This window comes from Tropicimonas sp. S265A, assembly GCF_049800835.1.
Taxonomy (GTDB): domain Bacteria; phylum Pseudomonadota; class Alphaproteobacteria; order Rhodobacterales; family Rhodobacteraceae; genus Dinoroseobacter.
Genome location: NZ_JBNAFU010000002.1, coordinates 360,454 through 379,522, shown reverse-complemented (window position 1 = coordinate 379,522; position 19,069 = coordinate 360,454). Strand labels below are relative to the sequence as shown.

The following is a 19,069-nucleotide window of genomic DNA, read 5'->3' as shown; positions in this document are numbered from 1 at the left end:
GCCTCCTTTAAGGCCAGTGACTGTCGTCTGTGAAATCCGCCGGGATGCCCACCGGATTGGTCTTGAGCGCCTCGGCCGCCACGCGGATCGCGCCGATCGCGCTGGCGGCGGCATCCAGCGCGTCTGCTTCTGTTTCCTCGGCCGCGGTCCAGGACCCGTCCTCGATGCGCTTGCGCAAGAGCTGGTTGGCGCGGGCGACGGCGGCGAGCTGCTGTTCCTGCGCCATGATCAGGCCGACGCGGCGGTTGGCCTCGATGTCGACGAGGTCCGGGCTGGGCGCGGCCGTTACAGGGTCGGAGAAGCTCTGGCCGTCGAAGACCTGACCCGGCTGCCCCATAAGAGCAACATACTCCTCTGTCAGCCCTTCCAGCGGCTCGCGCGCGGCGAGCTCTGCGATCGAGGCCACGTCGTGCCAGACCTCCACCGCGACCCCGTCTATAATGCGTGTGACAGCCATGTCCCTGCTCCTATGCCAGCTTGGTGAAATGGGCCTGTGCAAACCGGTTGGTTCCGCCAATTGTAGAGGGGAAGCCAAAGCCGTTATCCGGGTTGGCCACGCCTGAAGAGATCGCGAAGGTCAACGTTTCCGGGGCCGCAAGCGTAATCAGCCCCGAACCGACCAGAGGCGCGTACTGGGCGGGGCTGTTGTCGGCATAGCCCGTCAACATCGCAAAGCCAGGCACTTCGCTGCCCGCGCCATTGGCAAGCCTTCCCCGAGTGGTGCCGCTCCTGAGCACACCAACGGACGAGCTGACTGCGTAGACCCCCGCAGGCAACGTGACCGCCGCCCCGACACGGCTGGCACCGACAATGGTGTTGCGCACTGTCGTGTTGAATGGAACCGTGTTCCAGCCAATGCCCAACCCAGCGCCCGCCACGCCGGAGGCCAAGGCATATTCAATCGACATCATCGCCGGGACGCTCCGCGCGGGGCGATAGTCGTGCTCGATCGACTGGTCGCGCACGCGCCCGCCTGTCACGTCAATTGAAGGAGTGAACGCGGCCGCATCGTAGAAATACCGCCCGCCCGCCAGATCCAGGACCCGCGCGCCCGACGCCATAGCTGCGTCCAGGGCCGCCCGGTCATCGGTCCCGGTCGATCCGTCGTCATCGCCAACGGCCCCGAACATTTCCGGGCGCACGACCTCCATCTCGACAACAAAACGCGCCCCGCTTGCAGCCTCGTAGTCAAACGTCGCACCGGAGACCTTCTTCAGAACCGTCCCGCCATGTGCCAGAACCCGCACAAACGTGCCATCGACAAGACCGGCCGTCATCACCGCGTCCGCCTCCAGCGCGGCAATGGTCGGAAACGAGATATCGTTGGCCAGCAGCTTGGGTCCGTTCGCGTTGAGCGCCGCGATCAGGGCGGTCAGGGTGGACAGATCATCATTCCATTGAGACGGCATCGAGGGCTCCTAGAGTTCTTTTGCTGTGACGACACCGCCCTCGGCGGTGGCCAGATCGATACGAAACGTTGTCCACTGCCCACGCAGCACGTCGAACCGGATCGCCGCGCGCACGAGGATGTTCTCGCTGATATTCTCGGGCTGACTGATCAAGGGCGTGTTCGCACTGCCAACCTCCGTCCAGACCTGCGGGACGGTGTCCGGGCTGGTCTCGACCAGGTACCCCACAGCCGCCGGGTAGGCCGGGCCGCTGACGGTAAAGTCGAACACACCACCGCCCGCGCGCTCGATCCCCACCACGCTGACGCCCTCCCAGGGAATGCCATTGCTGTTTCCAATCGGCAGCGCGCCCGTTGCCGCAGGCGGCACCGGGGCCTGATCGGCGGTATGAACGGACGGATCGTCTTCGACGGCCAGAACCTCGACGCGTCCTCCGGCCTGCGGCGTGGTGCCGACAATCTTGCACGTCAGCATCCGCGAGGCGTCCGTGCCCACGACAGCACGTGTCGGCTCGGCCTGCTGACCGGCCATGAACTCCGCGTCTTGCTCGACCGTCGCCATCTCCTCGGAGATCAGCCAGGTCCGAAAATCAAGGTCGTAGAGGTCATCGCCAATGCCGGACAGAATGTTGTCGAAATCGGCGCCATCGATGATGACGGAAACTGCCGTATCGCCCGGCAACACGCGCACAGGCCCCCAGGGCGAGCCGTCGCGCCGCACCAGGCTCAGCCAACCGGCCTCGCCCTCAGCGAGACCGTGGGCGGCCGACAAGGTCATCGTCAAACCGTGCAGGGCGACCACCCGCGCCGGACGGCCGTAATTCGGCCTTGGGTGCGAAACTGACACGGTCTGACCAGGCAGATAGCTCTTGGCCCCCGGCAGACCGACCCAGCTTGGAAACCGGCGACGCGTGTTGCTGGACGCCGCCAGATAGGACCCTTCGCGCCACACCTGACCGCGATCGACCATCACTTGCGTGCGCACCTCGGCCGCGCTGGCTGCCGGCGCCCCGGCAGGGCAGATCAGGCTTTGCATCTGGCCGTCCCGATCGCGGTAGACCATGCGCACGGCAGACGGGCTCTCGCGCTTGAAATGCACCCGCTCCACCTCGAAGGACCCGCGCACCATGTCCGCATGCGTGATCACCCGCGTCGGCGGTGTGGCCTCGTCGCGCACGAAGGTCAGCATGCCCTTTTGAAAGACCGGCTTCGCGCGCCCTGCCGCAAGAACCATCTCCAACGCTTCCCACGCGGTCATTTCCGCCTCGAGCACCGTGCAGCACACGTCGCCGCGCGCGTTCCATGTCTGCGCCAGCCGCTTAAGCGCCGGAAGGTCGATGCGGTTGTCAGGCAGCGCCAACCCGTGTTCTCCGCGTGCTATGTGCAGGGCGGCCGCATCGATCTGTTCGGTCGGTCCGGTCACCAGCTCTCCGGTCGACACATTGAAGTGCGGCAGCACCGCGCGCGTCTTGACGTACCAGTTCGTGATCGACCTTGAGGACACAGCATCAGCCTGCACCCGGATCGCCAGGGCCGTATCATGAGTGTAGGGGTCCTGATCGGCACGCTTTGCCCGCAGTGATGCCCAGAAAAGGCTGTCTTGCGCCCCGGATCCGGTTGCCGTGGACGCTGAGAACCGGGTCACGCTGACCTGGTAGCGCCCTGCTTCAACGGCAAAACGCCGTGTCAGCCTGATTTGTGTGGCCGTTGCGTTCGCGTAAAGCCGGTTTTCAAAGTTCAGGACCGGACCAAGGGGCGCGCCACTGTCGTCGATCCGCTGAATGTCGATCAGCCACCGGACCGAGGCAGGCTGCAGGCCGGCCTCGTTAACGCTGAACAGGCCCGACGGAAAGACCAGGTCAATCACGATCTCTGTTGCGCGTTCGCCCGCCGCCACAGCCGCAAACGGCCCGATCGCGACCGGCGTGCCACCAACCGGCTCGGGCAACTCAATGCCTTCCACCTCCGAGCTCACCTCGACGGCTGTCGGGAACAGCGTGATGCGTTGACCCGGCTGAGCAACTTGGTGGACAACGCTTTGTACGACGCCGGTGTAGCCCGCTGTGGAAGTCCAGACCGGCGTGTCGTCAAACCCGAACTCCAGAACCTCCTGCGCGCCAGAACCAGCGTGCAGCAACACGTGGGCAAGCTGTTCGTTGCTGGCATATTCAGCCCAAGGGGTAGTCAGAAGATCCGGCTCGCGCTTGATCGTGCCATAAGGGCGTGGCACCTGCGCGCCGGGGCGGAGCTGGTTGCCAAAGCGAGAGAACGAGTAGGTCGGATCGGGCTGCGCCAGCGGCGCGATTACCGCAGGCTTGGGCACGAAAGTTGAAATCAGTGCCTGCGACCCCACGGCGATGCCCGCCGTCAGGAGTTTTGCGCCAAACGATCCGGCGGCAAGTCCGGGTGCGATGAACCCAGCAATAAATGGGGCGGCCAGAACGGCGACGATTGACAGCACAGACGCCAGAACCCGGCTTCCCCCGCCACCACCGCCAAGCGGGAGCGCAGGCAGCACCCACAACACATCTCCGGCCATGATTTCCCGAAGGTATTCGTTGTTCCCACTCACCGGATGCTTGCGCAAAAGAGGCACCTTGTTCAGAACTACCCAGGTGCCAGGACGCGGCGGCATTCCGACCAGCACTTCGGCCACGGTCTGACCCGGTTCGACCTCTTGGATCGACGCGTTCAAAAGCGGGTTTAAAGCGTCTGTAACACAGACCGCCAGCGCCTTTCCCGGCGGCACCATGGACGGGGCTGTCACGTCTCGCAGCGAAGACAGCGCGCCCTCGGCATAGCGCACGAATATCACGCGGTTATAGCGGGCGGTCACCTGTGCCAGGCAATCCAGCGCCACACCCTCGCCCTCGCAGGCGTGCAGGATGCCGCTGCGCGCCGGTGTCTCGACAAAGACGCCAATATGGTTGAACGCATGCCCCTGCGCCATCAGGACGATGTCACCATGCGCGGGCATCTCCACCGGCACCCAGCTCTGCCAGAGGTGGTTGGCGCGGATCGCCATCATGATCTCGCGCAGGCTATTGCCGTCATCGACGAAGCTGTCGGAGAGCGGCAGACTGCGTCCGAAGACCTCGCGGTGAAAGTGCACAACAAGGCCCCAGCAATCGAACGCCTCCGGACCCGCCGCCAGCTCCAGCCAGGGCAGACCGATCAGATCGTCGATCACGTGATCCGGATCACGCAATGCCGGGGTAGTCAGACGGGTCATAGGTATATCCAAAGCGTCGATCGAGGCCGAAGTAGCCCGCACGACCACGCACGATCAGGTCAGAAGTGGACGAGCTGTCGAGCTCGAGGGCGGGCAGAACGAAGGACGGGCCCATGTCGGCGATTTCGCGGATGTACTCGCGCGCAGTAACGACGACCGGCTCGGTCGCGCCCAGAGACTGGTCGAGCGCCGCCTCCAGCTCGGAACCGATCACATCGACCCACAGATCGATCTCCGGCCAGCGCCCGTCGCCGTTAGCGGGCAGTGCGGCCGAAAAGAGCGCCGCGATGAAATGCGCCTGCTCTCCGGTTTCCAGCATTGCATCAAGCGGCGCGGTATCGTTCACCACACGCGCAGGCACGTCAAAAGACGGGTGATCGAACTGCAGTGTGAGAACCACCTGCGTGCCCGAAGGCCGGTGCTGGTAAGCCTCTGCCAGGGCCAGCTCGCGTCGCTCCTCGGAACTCAGGGCCATCGGGGCATCGCCTCCAGCGCTGCGACGACCGGCGTCAGATCGGCGATCAAGTCGGTGACATCCCGGTCGGACACGATCCACGCATCCAGCGCGATCCGCTCGGCAAAGTTTAGTCCCTCAAGTTCGCGCAGCTCCGCCTGAAACGACACCTCGAAGATGCCATTTGCGGGCGACCCGGCCCTGGGCGGCTCGCCGAAAATGCGCACCACCTGCATCCGCTCCCTCAGCCCCTCGACAATGGGGCACAAGAACCAGTGCCGACCCGCGTCGAGATCCCGCAGCCAGAAGTCCATAAAGAGATCGTACTGACCGCCATCGAGCCGCCACGCGAGCGAGTAGAGGACCGGCACCCTGCTGAACTTGCGCTCCAGCGCGGTCCCGCCATCGTCGAGATCGGTTCGCACGAGCGGATCGATCGGTTGAGAGGACCAGTTCTCGCGCAGCGCAAGCGCCGGAATGGCGGCGGGGAGCGTCGGGTAGCTCATGACCGGCCTCCGCCATAGGGAGGCCGCACACCGAGATCCTGCAGCGCCCGGTTCATCGGGCTGTTCGGGCGGCGCATACGGCCCGCCATGTCCCGCTCCATCTGGTCCATGACATCGATCTGCACACCGCCCTGTCCGTCAGGGCGCGCCTCGACGCGGGAGCTGCTGTAGTTGTTGACCGTCACGTTCGGCGCTCCCTGCGCCACCTGCGCGGGCTGCGCGGCCATCGAGGCGAGGCGCGACAGGATCGCATCGGCATTGTCGAGCTGGCGCGGCGTGAAGATCGTCTGTCCGCGCTGCACGACGGCCAGTTGGTCGCCAGCGCCCATCCGCTGGCTGGACATGACCGACGAGTGGCCCACCGTGGAGCCGGAATGCGAGCGGATGCCCAGAAGGCTCTCCGCGCCGGTTGCAAGAAGGTCAAACCCGGCCGTCAACGCGGGCTGGATGGATTGCTGGTAGGCCATGCGCGCGAACTGCTCCAGCGCGAAGTCCGCCAAGTCGCCAAGGCTCGCCTTCCCAGTCAAAGTCCAGTCCAGCCACGCCTCCTCCCCGCGCTCTAGACCACCGACGAGCAGGTCCTCTGTCGTCGCAGCGAAGTTCGCCATCTCGTCCTCGACGTCGCGCAAGCCGCGCTCGATCCCGGCCTGCCAGTCATCGCGGCGGTCAAGATCAGCTTCATAGGCCTCGATCAGTCTTTCGCCGTAGATCAGCTCGACGTCATCGGCCCACTTCTCGTAGGCCTCGCCCGACGCCGAGAGCACATCAAGGGTACGTGCGCGCCAGCTATTGGCGGCTTCGATGGACGCCTCGTAGGAAGGCGCGAGGCGTGTCAGGTCGCGCTCGATGCCGCTGACAGTGCGGTCCAGATCCGTCTGGCCCCGGCCACTGCCACGGCGTGAGCGGTTCTGGCGGCGCAGCTCAGCCAGTTGTTGCTCGTTTTCGGCCTGCGTGCGGGCGCTGTTCACGACCGTAGCGCGCTGCCGATCTAGGGTTCTCTGAAGGATCGGATCAACACCCTGCGCGGGTCCTGCAGCAGCGTCGAACTCTGCGCCTGCGAGGGCGACCGCCGTGGCCACTGGATCGCCGAAGTTGTCGAGCCGGATCTGGCTCTCGGCCAACCCGCTCAGCGACTTCGCCGCCAGTCGATCCGCAGCATCGACCGCACGGCCGATCTCATCCGCCAAGCGCTCCGCCTGATCGGCCGCGTCCGCCAACGGTTGCGCTGTGTCGATGCCGGAAAGCTCCTGAGCACTCAGAAGCGTCTCGGCCATGAACCGGAGCAGCTCCTCCTCTTCTGCGGAGCGCTCTCCATCCAGATCCACCAGCGTGGTTGTCACTTCGACCAGTTTCTGAAGAGCGGTGACCTGTTCCTCAACGCTCCCTGCAGAGTTTTGCAGGATGGTCTGTTGATTGACGAATTCAGCCGTCAGCGCTCGGGCCTCTTTCCGCGCCTCGCGTTGGCTATCGGTGAAGGCGAACATGATGTTGAGATCAAAAAAGTCCGCGACGCCGCTCCTGCGATCGCCCGCACCACGCACCCCCAGCAGATCAGACACCGATGTCGCAACCTCGTCGAGCGCGCGTTGCGCCTCGCTGCTTTCGATCTCGCGCAGCAACGCCAAAGTTGCTGCCAATCCGACCGATGCGCTGCCAAACTGGTCGGTCAGTTCTTCGGTGGACATGCGCGACAGGTCCGAGCTTTCGCGGTACCGGTCCAACGCGCCCTGCAGTCGATCGGACGCCTTCTCGAATGCTTCCGCACCCTCCTCCGCCTCAAACATGCTCGTGACCAACGGTGTCAGGAAACCGGCGACAGTACCCGCCAGGACCCCGGCCGTGCCGAAGCCGAGAAGAATATCCGGGAGTTGGAACGCGAGTGCGGTGAGGAAGTCTCCGGTGATCGCACCTTGCTGGGCGACCTGGTTCATCTGCAGGCCGACATTCCGCAATGACCCTTGAAACCCACCCAATTTGCTGGATGCCGCATTGGCGTTCTTGCCTACACCATCGAGGCTAAGCGCATTCGCCACAGCCGACCGCTCAGCCTCGCGCATGTTTGCAGCCATCTGCGCGGTGGCAGCGCCGGTCCTGGTGGTTTCCCGGTTGAGCTCTTGGGTCTCGCGCTTGAGGGTATCCATTGCGCCTTGTGTTTGACGCCCGGCGGTCACCACCTGACTGGCGTCAGCGGTCACGATGAAGCGGGCAGACATATCACTCATGGCTGCGCGCTCCGTTCCCGAAAGATCGCGACAAGCTCCTCCTCGATGACCCTCAGATCCTCGAAGATGCCGTCCGTCAGAACGATGTTCTTCAGCCGCGCGGCGGCCTCGAGCTGCAACAGGTCAAAGCCGGTGATGATCGGCGCTCCCAGACCCGCCGGGATCACAGACAGACGGTTGGCGTTGGCCACGGCCAGCATCACAACGTCTTTCAGGTCTGCGAGGATCTCGATCATCGGGGGCTCCGGCTCCGGGTCGCTCAGGTTTTGGGCTTGGGCTTGGGCTTCTTCGCGGCTGAGCCCGAACGCGACCAGGTCTTCGACGACGGCGTCTGTTTCGCCTTTTGAGGTTTGGCCGCCCCAGATGTACCGGGCGACCGCAGTGAGTTTCCCTGTCGCACAGCGCCTCCGCGCGTGGCCTCGACGTAGGCACGGGCAACACCCAAGCGGGTCGGGACCTGCGCGAGCACCTTACGGATGTTCTCGTCGGTCGGCTCAAGCGTCCCGCCGCCCTCGACGCCGATCTCGCCCTCGTCCCAGCCGATGAAGACCTCCATCAGGGCATCGATCTCCGCCTCGCCGCCAGGACCGGCCACGCCAGAGAACCCGGCCGCGAGAAACTCTTCGTCGGGATCGATCTGGAACCGCCCGATGAAGGAGAGGCTTTCCATGCCATTCTCTGTCGGCATTTCCACGGTCACGGGATGGGTGAACTTCGGGCGCTCAGTGAACACGAACATCGTCCTACTCCTGCGCCTTGAAGATGATCGCCACGTCGTCGTCGCCCTGGTCGGGCATGAAGGTGAGGTCCAGGTTGACGCCCATGTCGCCCTCAATGTTGACCTCACCGCCCCATTTGATCTGGACGCGGGGGGCCGCGATCCGCATGGCCCCAAGCGCCGCCTGCTCCTGGTTGAGCTCCCAGATGATGGCCGAGGTCACACCGGTGCGGCATTCCTCCACCAGGGCCTTGGTTGCGATATCGACCTCCTTGACGGTCACCCGCCCGGTCACCCGGCGTTCAGCGATATCGACGCCCGCACAGTTCATGTACTTGTCCACGCGCGGCGTCCGGCCGTCGGTGAACGTAAACTGCGTCGCACACAGGTTCACGCCGCCGATCGTGAAGGTTTGCATCTGGCTGGGGACCACAGCGGGCGCATACTGCCAGCCTGTCAGATCCGGCGCGCCGAACACGCCAGCCTGCGGCGCTGCATACCGCCCGACCATGTTGAACCCGAACATCGGGCGCTGGCCCGAGTTGGCGGTGAAGGTCAGGGACCCGCGCACCTCGCCCAGGGCCTGCACCTTGCCGTTGCGGTACGTCTCCACGTCGACCGCTCCGAACGCGGCACCGAAGCCGACCGGCTGATACGTTACCGAGGTGTCGGCCACGACGGTCTCGCTCATGCCACAGGCCTTCAAGAGGTGCGCGATGCGTGGTGCGGTACCGGCGGCTTGCCCCCAACCGGCATCCACGTTGAACTGCAGCGACGAACGGGGGTTGAACAGTTCCTCGGGCTTGGCCCCCTCCTGCCCGTCCGCCCAGTCCTGCGCTGTGTACTCCCCGTCGATCGGGTTCATCTGCAGATCTCGGCAAAGGACATAGTCCGTAGGTCCGACTGCGCCGCCCAGGGCCGCGTCACGCGCCCGGATCATGCGGTATTTAAAGCTCATGGATCGATCCTCCTGAAGAACTCGATGCGATAGGTGTCCTGCCAGATCATCCGGCCGTCCCGGTCGATGTTGGAAACGAGAGCCCCTCGCACAGGCGTGCAGACGTCCTTTGCGCCGGGGTAGTGGTAGCGACAGAGAAGCGGCATGACCGCGCGCCGTATGCCGCTCAGTTCAGACAAAGCCGGATCGCCGGAGCGGTAGGCGACATCGCGCACGACCAGGACCACCCCGAACTGGAAGGTCACGGGTTGCTCCAGGGGCCCGGCGCTGTTCTGGTAGATGTTGGGCCCGGCGTTCTCCGCCAACGGGATCACGAAGGCCGAAGGCGTGGTTAGCGCATCGGCGCGGGCCGCTCCAAGGGTCTTTGCGGTGCCCACTTCCACGAGCCCGGTGTCAGTCGCGGCGATCTCCTCGCGGATCGGGCCGATATCGATGTCAATGATCACAGATCCCCCCAAGCGCCGCCGAAGTAGTCGGCCGTCAGCTCGCGGATCTCCGCTTCGTCCTCCTCGGACGCGCCCAGATAGGGGCGCGCGGGGATCGTCACCTTGCCCACGGTCACGAACCTGCCGTCGGGCAACTGAAACCGCAGGGCATTGCCGGAGGTCGGGCGGATCTCCGCACCCTGCTGGTGCACGCCTGCGTAGATCAGGTTCGACCCGATCTCTGCCTGATCGCGCGATGCGATATGCGTGAGCGACGCGGCAAGCCGCCCGCTGTCCAGCAAGGTCTTGCCGCCCTGGTTCATCTCCACCCGCAGCGACTTCGGCCAGGGCGTGCCATCGGGCGCGGTGTTGGTGTCCTCGATCCGGTCCCGCGCGCTCTGCTCCAGCAGCGCGCCGATCGCATCCATCAGGGGCGTCATGTCGGTCGCGGCGGCAGCCAGCCTGTCACCTGCGCCGCGCAACTGCCCGAGGTCGAGCTCGTATGTGAGCGTGACCGCCATCAGAAGCCTTTCAGCGTCTCGCGGCTGAAGACCGGGTCCTCGCCCTCGCTCAGCACGACACCAGGGGAGGATTGAACCTCTTCGCCACCGGTCTCGTCCCCGAGGGAGGCCTTGCCTTCAGAGACGGCCTTTAGGAACTTCATGGCGTTCTCCGACAGGGTCGTGACTGCCTCAGGCATCGGCGCGCCTGCGTTCAGATAGAGGCGCTCCAGCGCCAGATCGCAGCAGATGGTTTCAAGGGTTTGCGGAACCGGATCGAGCGGCAAGGCCACCCGCTTGGCGATCCATCCGTTGATCGTCGCAGTGGCGTCATCGAGCGCCCCTTGCAGGACAGTATCGTCGATGGTGTCGGCCACGCCGTCCCGATCGGTCAGCAACCGCAGATCACGGGCGGGGATACGCGCCTTGAGGTTGGCGGGGGCTGCGTAGCTCATGCGGGGTCTCCGGTTGCGGACAAAGGGCCACCGGGCGAGCGTGTCTCACGCTCGCGACAAACCCTTTCGCGGTGTTAGGGTCCGGGGCCTTTAATGGCTCTTCAAGACAGGCGCCCCGGCGTTTCCCATCTCGCATCACTGCCCGCTCTGCGGTGTATTCCGCTCAGCCCTCGGGCGGCGCCATCACGCTGAAGAGGCCATCGGCTTCGAGCGCCGCCAGCATCTTCTTGGTCATCTTGCTCGCGGGCACCTCGGTCTTGCCGTGGTCCCAGCGCGTGCCGCCGCGACGGCGTCCATCCTTGGCGTGGCAATGCACGACATAGACGGCGGCGGGTTTCGCGGCCTTGGCGGCCGCTTGTGTGGTCTGTTTGCTGTCCGTCATGGAAAGGCTCCTCAGCTCAGGCGGGTTTCGACGTGGAGGTCCACATCGTTAAAGTGGATGTTGCCCGCCCCGCCCTCTTTCCGCTCAATTTTGAGCAGCTCCTTGGCCGCACTCTCATTCGAGTTGCCGACAACGAGAAGGCTTGGGCGCATCGCCAGCTTGCGGCCCTTGTGCCCACGCATGGCCTGCATCTGCGCTTTGGCGTCTGCGTAGCTTTCAGGGGTCAGTGGCTCTTTCGAAGCAAAAGCCAACTGCCATGCCCCAAACCCGGTGGCGCAGCGCCGCTTTGCGCCCCACTGCAGCTCGTCCAGGTTGAAGACGTTGGGATCGGTCAGGTTCGTCATGGCCACGATTTGCGCGGCCAGCCGATCCTGAAAGATGATCGGCATTATGACCCGTCGTGTGTCCATCAGATACCATGCAGCCCCCGATCCGCCTTGGAAATTGGAGACCGACTGTTCGTTGCCGTTCTCGTCCTCGACCGGATGGTCCGTGTCGAAGAAAAACTGCCCATCGTAGTGGGTTTCTGTGAACCCGCTTTCGAGCTGGGGCCAGACGAGTTCGTCTGGCAACTCTGCGGCAGCCTGACCGAACTCAGCCGCCAGCATTGAGTAAAGGCCGATCTCATCATCGGCGATGTCGTTCACCGCAACGGCGATCGTGTTCTCGTAGCTGTCATTCTGGATGACGAAGCCGTCGCTTTCCAGCCGGTGCACGTGACGCGAGCCGACCCATTTCCGCATGCCGGGAATGTCCGACAGCTTTGGATAGACGTTGGCCTTGGAAGTCGAGCGTACCGTCATGGCCACGCGGCCGTAGGTGGTCTCCGCGCCGGTCAGCGACTGGTTGAAGGCGGTGACGATCCCGGCGTTGACCGCCTCAAGGGTGTCTGTGTTGAAGTCCATGCCTGTCTCCTCAGGAAATCTTGACCCAGGCACCGCCTGCATCGATGTCGACGAGCTCGCCCGCGTCCGCCGCACCTGCGCCGCCCACGGTCTGGTCATCGGTGACCTTGACGATCGTGCCGATGTCGGCGCGCGTCAGGCCGTTGTTGGCGAACCGGAAGGTGCCCTTGCGGATCTCGACGGTGATGTCGCCAGCCGAGCCGCCTGCGTTGTTGGCCTGCACCATTGCAATGCCGCGCACGGTGTTGCCGCCTGCGACGGCAGGCAGGGCATTGCCCGCCGCGTCGAGCTGCACGAGCGCACCCGCGTAGATGACAGCGCCCGCCGCGACGGGATCGCCGAACTGGATGCCGTCATGCGTGCCGTGCGCGCGATCTTTGGTCAGAGGTGCCATCTTAGGCCTCCTTCTTCTCGGGCGCGTTGCCCGACAGTGTTGCGAGATAGGCGTCTTCCGACAGGCCCATCGAGGCGCAGACGGTCTTCTGCGCTTCGGTCAACTGACCGTCGACCTTTGCGGCCTTCACTCCGGAGATCACCTCGCCATCGGTGACGAATGTCGGCATGGTGGCAATCCAGTCGTTGAACGCCTTCAGGTCGGACGAAGCCAGTTTGGTGGCGACGTCCTTCATCGCGGGGGTGATCTTGCCGCCCTTCAAAGCAGCCGTAACCGCCGCCTCTGCCTTGTCGGTTGCCGTGTCTTTGGTCAGCGTCGCAACCTCAGCCGCGAGTTTGGTGTACTCGGTCATCGAGACGAACTTGCTCGGGTCCGGCTCGCCGCCTTCGGCCTTCAGGCTCGCGGTCACCGTGGCGATCGCCTCGTCGGTGACCTCGCCCTCGTGGCCTGCGGCCTCCAGGACGGTGTCCAACTGGCTCGCTTTCGCGATGACCGTCGCAGCCGATGCGAGAACCACGTCCTCGGCCGCGTCCTCAGCGAGGCCTAGGGCCTTCGCAATCCGGGCTAGTGACATGCCCTGTTCTCCTTCTTCAGTGGGATCTGAGGCAATCCGGGACAGCTCCCGAATTGCCGGTGTGTTGGTGAGCGCGGCGCGCGTGATGCGAACGATCTGGCGATCCGACTTGCGGACCTGGAACACGGGCGAGATCGAGCGGTACTCGCGACCCTCGACAGCCGCGCGACCAACAGGTGTCCAGTCGACTGTCGCAATGACCTTGCCGTCGCGCACTTCCATCTTCGAGATCCAGCCCGCCGCGCGGGTGGACTGCCGTGTCTTGTTGACATCCGGCTTGTCGGACGAATGGTCGAAGTCGATAGCGAGCTCGCTCATGCCGTTTGGCAGGTCCTGGAAGCTGGCCCGGATCAAAGCCTCCGGATCGCTGACGAAGAAGGGTTTCTTCTCGCCGCTATGGCGCACCTCGCCCACCGGCATGATCTCGATCTCGGAGCTTTCCGCTCCGCTCTCAAGGCTGGCCAGGACGATCGGGTCGCCGTGCTTGGTGTTCGCTTCGATAGTCATGGGGCGACCATAGGCGCGCGCAATATGCGCCTGACCCCTGAAAGGTTTCAGGGGGAATGCAGGTCGGAAAACGGGGGAGCGTGGGCACAGCATGGACCAGGTGAGCGCGTTCGCGCAACAGTCCTGATCCCGGATCTGACATTTCACGAAAAGGGAAGAAATCGCCGTGCTGCAACCGCTGGCGGCAAATGCGCGCCACCTGCTGGCGTCAGGACGCGATTTGAATACCTATTAAACGGGTCCACAGCGCCAAGTCGGGTTTTCACGGATGACGACGCCCGAAAGACCGGCTCGGCGGTTTCTGGGGCATCTGAGCGGCTCTAGGGGGTTTCGGCGTTCAGAAAGGCGCGCAGGGCCGCTGCCGGGCTTTCGCCGCCTTGCGGACGTGGCTCTCCGGCAAGGATCGCGATGGTGCGTTCCGCCTCGGCCACAGCACGGTCGTAGTCGGGGATGTCATCGCGGCGTGCCTTCAGGTCAGCCAGATGCTGCCGCCAGACCTCGATGTCGAACGACACCGGTCCTTCTGTCCATCCCTGCACCTCGGTCATGCCCGTGTCAAAGCCTCCACGACTTGTTCGATCAACAGCTCATTCTGGTCGATCGCCTGACGCATCCGAAAGCTCAGCGAGAACCGATATCTGACGGCTCCGACGCGATCCATCGTCAGGCTTAGTATATGGGGGAGCAGGTGCTGCGCATCAACTCCGCTCACCAATCCCTCGGCCCGCGCGGCCGCCAGCAGCTCACGGGCGACAAGCTGCACCTCGTCGATCAACTCTGCGGGCACAACCTTGGCCGTCCGCCTCGATGCGCGGTACAGGCTGCCGTCGTGACCCACCGCCACCAGCGTGTCGAGCCCGCGTGAACCGAGCATGACCTTGAAGTCGGCCGGGCTGAACGCGGTGGACGATGGGTGGTTGTGGATCGCAACTCCCTTGGCTCCGTCGCGCCTCAGCGCGGCCCGCATCGCCGGGGTAAAGCCGACATTGCCACGGTTGCCTGCATTCCAGTCGAGCACCCCGTCTTCTGCGTCTGCCGCAAGATCGTAGACGGCAAGGCTCTCGACGCCGTCGCGCACGCCCCGCGCGCGCACCTCCTCGACCAGGGCCCGGTCCATCGGACGAAAGTCCTGTGCCAGATCCACGCTGGTCGCATCGTAAGCCGCGCGCATGTCGAGCCATGCCATGCCGGGGTTGCTGTCAAACCCCGGCGACACGCCCAGGGGCAGCTCGGAGGTCTCGCCGGTGCGCGGGTTTATCCAGGGCAACGTGTCGAGCTCGAAGTCTTCGGTCACGCGCAGGCCTTCGCGCTCCATCTGGCGGCGCGAGAGCTGGCGCACGCTGCAGGCACAAAACCACCCGTTTGGCGGATAGATCGCCGCCCAGGCGGGGTGATCCACGGGCAGGATAATCCCGTGATAGGGCTCGTGCTCGTCGCGTCGGGAGGGGCGCTGCACCTGCCGGTACTGCAGGAACGGCAGCGCCGCCTTCGTCCGCTGGATGCGCGCCCACCGCCCGGCGGCGTAGGACGTGCGCATGTTCGTGTCATAGATCACGCGCAGGCGGTGGTTGGACCCGAGCTGGACCTCGCGCGCCTCACCCGTCTGGGGATCTGCCTCGATCGCCTTGCCCCACCAGCCCGCCGCCTGCAGCCGGGGGCGCAGATCGGTGCGGAACTGGTCGAGCGTGCGCCCCTGTGCCAGGGCAAGGTCCAGCTCGGATCGGATCGTGGTCAGGACATCGTCCTGCGCGGCCTTGGCCACGACGAACATGCGCGCGTGTTCCTCGCGCCAGACGTCGCGCCAGTCAAACCGCTGGGTGCTGGGTGCGTACCCTTTGGACCGGAAATACTCGACCGCCTCGCGCGGACTCCGGGGTGCGAGCTCGACACGCTCAGGCATCGATCGCTTTCACGTCTGGCTCGACGAACCATTCGTAGACGCGCGCGCCGTCACACCACCAGCTCACCTGGTACTGCGCAAAAGAGAAACCGCGCTGATAGCGCACGCATTCGACCATCCCGCAAATATCCTCAGCGACCCGGACTGACATGCCGGGACGAAAGAGCGGGGTCAGACCGTTCTTCAAACGCTGTTCGATCAGGCGCATCATCTCCGCGTCAGCGGCATTGACCCCGGAGGCCTCCTCGATATCCCTGAGCCAGGACTGTACGAACTCTAATTCCGTCATCAGCCGATGTCCGCGCCCAGCTCTCCAGCGAGCCGTGCATTGAAGGCCAGACGTGCCAGGAACTCTGCGAGCTTCTCCGGCGGCGTTTGCGTCATCAGGTCTTCCAGGATATCGCGCGCCTCCTCGGGCGTCTCCGCGCCCTCCAGCGCCTCAAGGAACGCTTCGACCAGCTCGTCGCCCGGTTCCGCGTAAGGCCCGTCGCGCACCTGATCGATCAGACCGCTGATCGCGGCGGATGCCTCGCGCTGTGTGACGTCCGACGGATCGGGCGTGCTGTCGTCCAGCGCACCACCACGTGGGACCGCCCGCGAGAAATCGAGCAGCGCCTCGCCCTCCTCCGGCTCCCGGATGCCGTAGGTCTCTTGCACGACGGCGACAGGGACCTTCAGACCCTTCGGGCCGAATGTATTGATCGCCTGCATCATCTGGGCAGGGTCGTGCTCCTTCGGCGAGACCAGCGAGATCGCCGGGCAGGCGACGTTAGGCCCGTGGTTCCAGACCACCAGCGGCCGGGCGATGTCGGCCTCGAGCGTGGCGGCGAGCTGTTCGCCATCGGCATCGCGGATGTCCGAGCGCACCAGCTCGTGGATCTTGCCCACGGCATGCCCGCCCGCGATCGCGTCCGTGGTGGCGACCTGCCCCAGAACGGCCTTGGACAACTGCTCGTCCCAATACCGTGCGGAGGTCTCGAACATCTTGTCGCCGCCCGTGACGGCCGCATTGATGAACTCGGCCTCCATCGAGCGCGGCATAATCGCCGCCATGTCGGTGCCGACCTGACGCATCGCACGCAGCAGCGTCCGCTTGTCCTCTTCGGTGGCGCTGGTGTCGTACTTGCCCACGCGCACCGGGTGGCCGTAGGTGGTCAGAAAGATCGCCCAGTCGCGCAGGGTGTAGTTCTTGAACATGTAGGCCCAGGCACAAAGCCGCGCGAGACCGGCACGGATCGGCAGGCCAGACTTGAGCTCCGCCCGGTGATAGACGAACCGCCCGAAGGGCAGATCGAGCTCACCGGTGTTGTCGCGCAAACGCAGCGTCTCCCCATCGACCGTGTCATACTTGAACCACGTGGGGTCGCGGAACTTGATCGCCCGGATCGTCCAGGGCTCCTTGGTGCGATCCCAGAGGATCTCGTTGACCGAGTACCCCTTGCCGAGCGCGTCCATGATATGCGGCAGCGCCCGGCGCACGACCGGCTTCTCCAGCTCGGCGCGCACCAGGGCGGCCGCGTCCTGGTCGGCATCGGTCTCGCCCCCGGCCTCGACCACCAGCTCCAGATTGCGCACGGCACGCTTGCGCACGCCAAGGACGGCAGCGTAGTGCAGATCCTTCTCCTCGAGCTGCTCTGCCATTTGCAGGAACTCGGTCGCGTCGTTCACCTCGGCGTTCTTGAGGATCGCCGCCAGACGCTGCGGCCGCAGGCCATCCGCCGGGTGGCCTTGTGTGATCTGACGAACCGACCCGAAGCCCGGTGCCGCGATCTCGTCGTCGAGTTCCCGCGCCGCCGGACGCTTCATGTCCCGGCCGTATTGATCGAGCAGCTTTACCATGTCCCCAACTCCGCCGGGCTTTTCCATTTGTCGTCGTCATCGTCCGCCTTGCCGGAGAACAGCGGGCTTTGACCGACGTTTGAACCGCCTTCATAGGCGTATTCCATAGGCTCGGCCGCGATCGCCGCGTCGAGCATTGCCAGTGCGATCGCGGCGTCGCCATGTCGCCCCTTCTCCCGCGTGTCTGGTAGTGTCGGAACGCCTCGGACAAGGCGCAGCGCGCGAAGGTCTGACTTCACGTCGGCATCGGCCACCAAGGAGATCGTTTGGTCCTCGAACCGGCCTTTGAGCGGCGGCATCATCGCTAGGTACCACGCAACGTTGATCGTGACGGCTTCGATCAGGTGATACCCAAACTTCTCCTGCGCCCACTCTGCTAGACCGAGACCGTTGCCGGTCGCATCGAACTTTGCGCCGTTGAACCGCGGCATGCGCTCGATCACGTAGCGGATCACCCGCTTCTGCTCGCGGATCGGCGTGTTCTTCATCTCGATGATCAGTCGCACGATCAGATCGAGGTTCTTTGCCTCCTGCCCGATCGCCAGAACACTCAGGTCAGTCGTGCGCGCAAAGTCTTCCCCCAGTGCCGATCTCAGATCCGGGTCCATGCGCAGGAGCGCGGGGCCGACATTCTCGTCGAGCCATTTATCGACATAGGCCGTCCGCTCATGCTTTGGGCGGAGCTGGAAACCATCGGGGCATTCGAGGCGCGCGACAGAATGTTCTTTGGACATGCACGCTTCGATCAATGCGCCCGACAGAAAAGCACCGGTGCCCGCCTTGGGGATGCAATGAAGCTCTTCGTTCGCGTCGTCGGCATAATAGCCGAGTATCTGCTGGACGAATTCGAGCCGAGCCTCTGGCGTTTGCTCAAGTCCTCTGACCATGGCGATGCGCTCGTAGAGCCCGTCCGCGATCGCGTCGTCAAACGTGACTTTCAGCACTTCGCCATCACGGCGCTTGCTGCGGATCTCGTTTATGAACTCGTTAAACGGGTTGTCAGCGCCGTCATGCGTGCTGATCACCAAGACCTTGCCGCCCCACATCAGGAGTGCGACTGCCGCCTTCAACAGCTCTTCTAGCGCGTCATGGAACGCGGCTTCGTCGAAGATCACATAGCCCTGACGACCGCGCAACGACCGGGGCTTCGACGTCAGCGCCACGATCTCAAACCCGGATGCGAAGCGGATCCGGAACGCAGTGATGTCCTTGTCTGCGCCCTCTTCGTCCTGATCCTTGAAAAGGAACTCTTCGACGCCTGAGGCCGCAGGCATGAAGGCCTTGGCCCACATCGCACACGTGTCGATGAACTCGCGCGCCATGTCGAGGTTGTAGCCGATGTAAAGGACATCCATGCCCTTGGCAGAGCGTGATGCGCCAGCCGACAAAACCGCATCGGCCGCGACCGCCCACGTCATCCCGATCCGGCGCGACTTCTCGCAGATGACCAGAGGATGCAGCGCGGTCGTCGCCAGCAACTTGGCTTGATATGACAAAAGCACTGCGGGCAGGCTCTCGGCCTTCTTGAGCTCGTCGGGGAGCGTCTGGCGCGCTTCGTCGCGATGCTCCTGCCACTCTTCTTTCGTGATCGGCGCTCCGTCCATCAGAAATGAACCCCCATCAGGGCCTCGTCGATCGCTGCCTTCTTGCAGCGCCCCCAGCACTTCATGGCGACACCCCACCAGCGGTC

General features: G+C 64.5%; 21 protein-coding genes. All 21 read right to left on the bottom strand.

Features of this window, described 5'->3' with window-relative positions:
• Nucleotides 1-7: 7 nt before the first annotated feature.
• Complete coding sequence (locus tag ACP15N_RS09580) at nucleotides 8-457, bottom strand: hypothetical protein (RefSeq protein WP_425092015.1); 450 nt, start codon at nucleotides 455-457, stop codon at nucleotides 8-10.
• A gap of 10 nt (nucleotides 458-467) precedes the next feature.
• Nucleotides 468-1,409 carry a hypothetical protein gene (locus ACP15N_RS09575; protein ID WP_425092014.1) on the bottom strand — a complete coding sequence of 314 codons (942 nt, stop codon included), beginning with the start codon at nucleotides 1,407-1,409 and terminating at the stop codon, nucleotides 468-470.
• Between the two features lie 9 nt (nucleotides 1,410-1,418).
• Entirely contained in the window at nucleotides 1,419-4,640 is a 3,222-nt protein-coding gene (locus ACP15N_RS09570) for a host specificity factor TipJ family phage tail protein (RefSeq protein ID WP_425092013.1), read from the bottom strand.
• On the bottom strand, nucleotides 4,609-5,115 hold the full coding sequence (locus tag ACP15N_RS09565) for a DUF1833 family protein (protein ID WP_425092012.1): 507 nt from the start codon (nucleotides 5,113-5,115) through the stop codon (nucleotides 4,609-4,611). The genes ACP15N_RS09570 and ACP15N_RS09565 overlap by 32 nt, the downstream gene beginning before the upstream one ends.
• The gene (locus ACP15N_RS09560) at nucleotides 5,106-5,600 is read right to left on the bottom strand and encodes a hypothetical protein (protein WP_425092011.1); all 495 of its coding nucleotides are present in this window, start codon (nucleotides 5,598-5,600) and stop codon (nucleotides 5,106-5,108) included. Before ACP15N_RS09560 ends, ACP15N_RS09565 begins: the two co-directional genes overlap by 10 nt.
• Nucleotides 5,597-7,822 carry a phage tail tape measure C-terminal domain-containing protein gene (locus ACP15N_RS09555; RefSeq protein ID WP_425092010.1) on the bottom strand — a complete coding sequence of 742 codons (2,226 nt, stop codon included), beginning with the start codon at nucleotides 7,820-7,822 and terminating at the stop codon, nucleotides 5,597-5,599. Before ACP15N_RS09555 ends, ACP15N_RS09560 begins: the two co-directional genes overlap by 4 nt.
• Nucleotides 7,819-8,058, bottom strand: coding sequence for a hypothetical protein (locus tag ACP15N_RS09550; RefSeq protein ID WP_425092009.1), 240 nt, complete (start codon nucleotides 8,056-8,058; stop codon nucleotides 7,819-7,821). Before ACP15N_RS09550 ends, ACP15N_RS09555 begins: the two co-directional genes overlap by 4 nt.
• Before the next feature lie 23 nt (nucleotides 8,059-8,081).
• Nucleotides 8,082-8,561 (bottom strand): hypothetical protein, encoded by a 480-nt coding sequence (locus tag ACP15N_RS09545; protein WP_425092008.1) that lies wholly within the window; start codon nucleotides 8,559-8,561, stop codon nucleotides 8,082-8,084.
• A 4-nt stretch (nucleotides 8,562-8,565) separates the two neighbouring features.
• Complete coding sequence (locus tag ACP15N_RS09540; protein ID WP_425092007.1) at nucleotides 8,566-9,498, bottom strand: phage tail tube protein; 933 nt, start codon at nucleotides 9,496-9,498, stop codon at nucleotides 8,566-8,568.
• Nucleotides 9,495-9,944, bottom strand: a complete 450-nt coding sequence (locus ACP15N_RS09535; RefSeq protein ID WP_425092006.1) for a phage tail terminator protein — start codon at nucleotides 9,942-9,944, stop codon at nucleotides 9,495-9,497. Before ACP15N_RS09535 ends, ACP15N_RS09540 begins: the two co-directional genes overlap by 4 nt.
• The gene (locus tag ACP15N_RS09530) at nucleotides 9,941-10,444 is read right to left on the bottom strand and encodes a phage virion morphogenesis protein (protein WP_425092005.1); all 504 of its coding nucleotides are present in this window, start codon (nucleotides 10,442-10,444) and stop codon (nucleotides 9,941-9,943) included. The genes ACP15N_RS09535 and ACP15N_RS09530 overlap by 4 nt, the downstream gene beginning before the upstream one ends.
• Entirely contained in the window at nucleotides 10,444-10,878 is a 435-nt protein-coding gene (locus ACP15N_RS09525; protein WP_425092004.1) for a gp436 family protein, read from the bottom strand. The genes ACP15N_RS09530 and ACP15N_RS09525 overlap by 1 nt, the downstream gene beginning before the upstream one ends.
• 163 nt (nucleotides 10,879-11,041) lie before the next feature.
• Nucleotides 11,042-11,260 carry a hypothetical protein gene (locus tag ACP15N_RS09520; protein ID WP_425092003.1) on the bottom strand — a complete coding sequence of 73 codons (219 nt, stop codon included), beginning with the start codon at nucleotides 11,258-11,260 and terminating at the stop codon, nucleotides 11,042-11,044.
• An 11-nt stretch (nucleotides 11,261-11,271) separates the two neighbouring features.
• On the bottom strand, nucleotides 11,272-12,165 hold the full coding sequence (locus ACP15N_RS09515) for a Mu-like prophage major head subunit gpT family protein (protein ID WP_425092002.1): 894 nt from the start codon (nucleotides 12,163-12,165) through the stop codon (nucleotides 11,272-11,274).
• A gap of 10 nt (nucleotides 12,166-12,175) precedes the next feature.
• Nucleotides 12,176-12,559: a DUF2190 family protein gene (locus ACP15N_RS09510; protein ID WP_425092001.1), complete on the bottom strand. Its 384-nt coding sequence runs from the start codon at nucleotides 12,557-12,559 to the stop codon at nucleotides 12,176-12,178.
• Between the two features lies 1 nt (nucleotide 12,560).
• Nucleotides 12,561-13,640 carry a phage protease gene (locus ACP15N_RS09505; RefSeq protein WP_425092000.1) on the bottom strand — a complete coding sequence of 360 codons (1,080 nt, stop codon included), beginning with the start codon at nucleotides 13,638-13,640 and terminating at the stop codon, nucleotides 12,561-12,563.
• A 320-nt stretch (nucleotides 13,641-13,960) separates the two neighbouring features.
• Nucleotides 13,961-14,188, bottom strand: a complete 228-nt coding sequence (locus ACP15N_RS09500; RefSeq protein WP_425091999.1) for a hypothetical protein — start codon at nucleotides 14,186-14,188, stop codon at nucleotides 13,961-13,963.
• Nucleotides 14,185-15,540: a phage minor head protein gene (locus ACP15N_RS09495; RefSeq protein ID WP_425091998.1), complete on the bottom strand. Its 1,356-nt coding sequence runs from the start codon at nucleotides 15,538-15,540 to the stop codon at nucleotides 14,185-14,187. Before ACP15N_RS09495 ends, ACP15N_RS09500 begins: the two co-directional genes overlap by 4 nt.
• Nucleotides 15,533-15,829 carry a hypothetical protein gene (locus tag ACP15N_RS09490; protein ID WP_425091997.1) on the bottom strand — a complete coding sequence of 99 codons (297 nt, stop codon included), beginning with the start codon at nucleotides 15,827-15,829 and terminating at the stop codon, nucleotides 15,533-15,535. The genes ACP15N_RS09495 and ACP15N_RS09490 overlap by 8 nt, the downstream gene beginning before the upstream one ends.
• Entirely contained in the window at nucleotides 15,829-17,379 is a 1,551-nt protein-coding gene (locus tag ACP15N_RS09485; RefSeq protein WP_425091996.1) for a DUF935 domain-containing protein, read from the bottom strand. Before ACP15N_RS09485 ends, ACP15N_RS09490 begins: the two co-directional genes overlap by 1 nt.
• Nucleotides 17,373-18,983: a terminase large subunit domain-containing protein gene (locus ACP15N_RS09480; protein WP_425091995.1), complete on the bottom strand. Its 1,611-nt coding sequence runs from the start codon at nucleotides 18,981-18,983 to the stop codon at nucleotides 17,373-17,375. The genes ACP15N_RS09485 and ACP15N_RS09480 overlap by 7 nt, the downstream gene beginning before the upstream one ends.
• Between the last annotated feature and the right edge of the window lie 86 nt (nucleotides 18,984-19,069).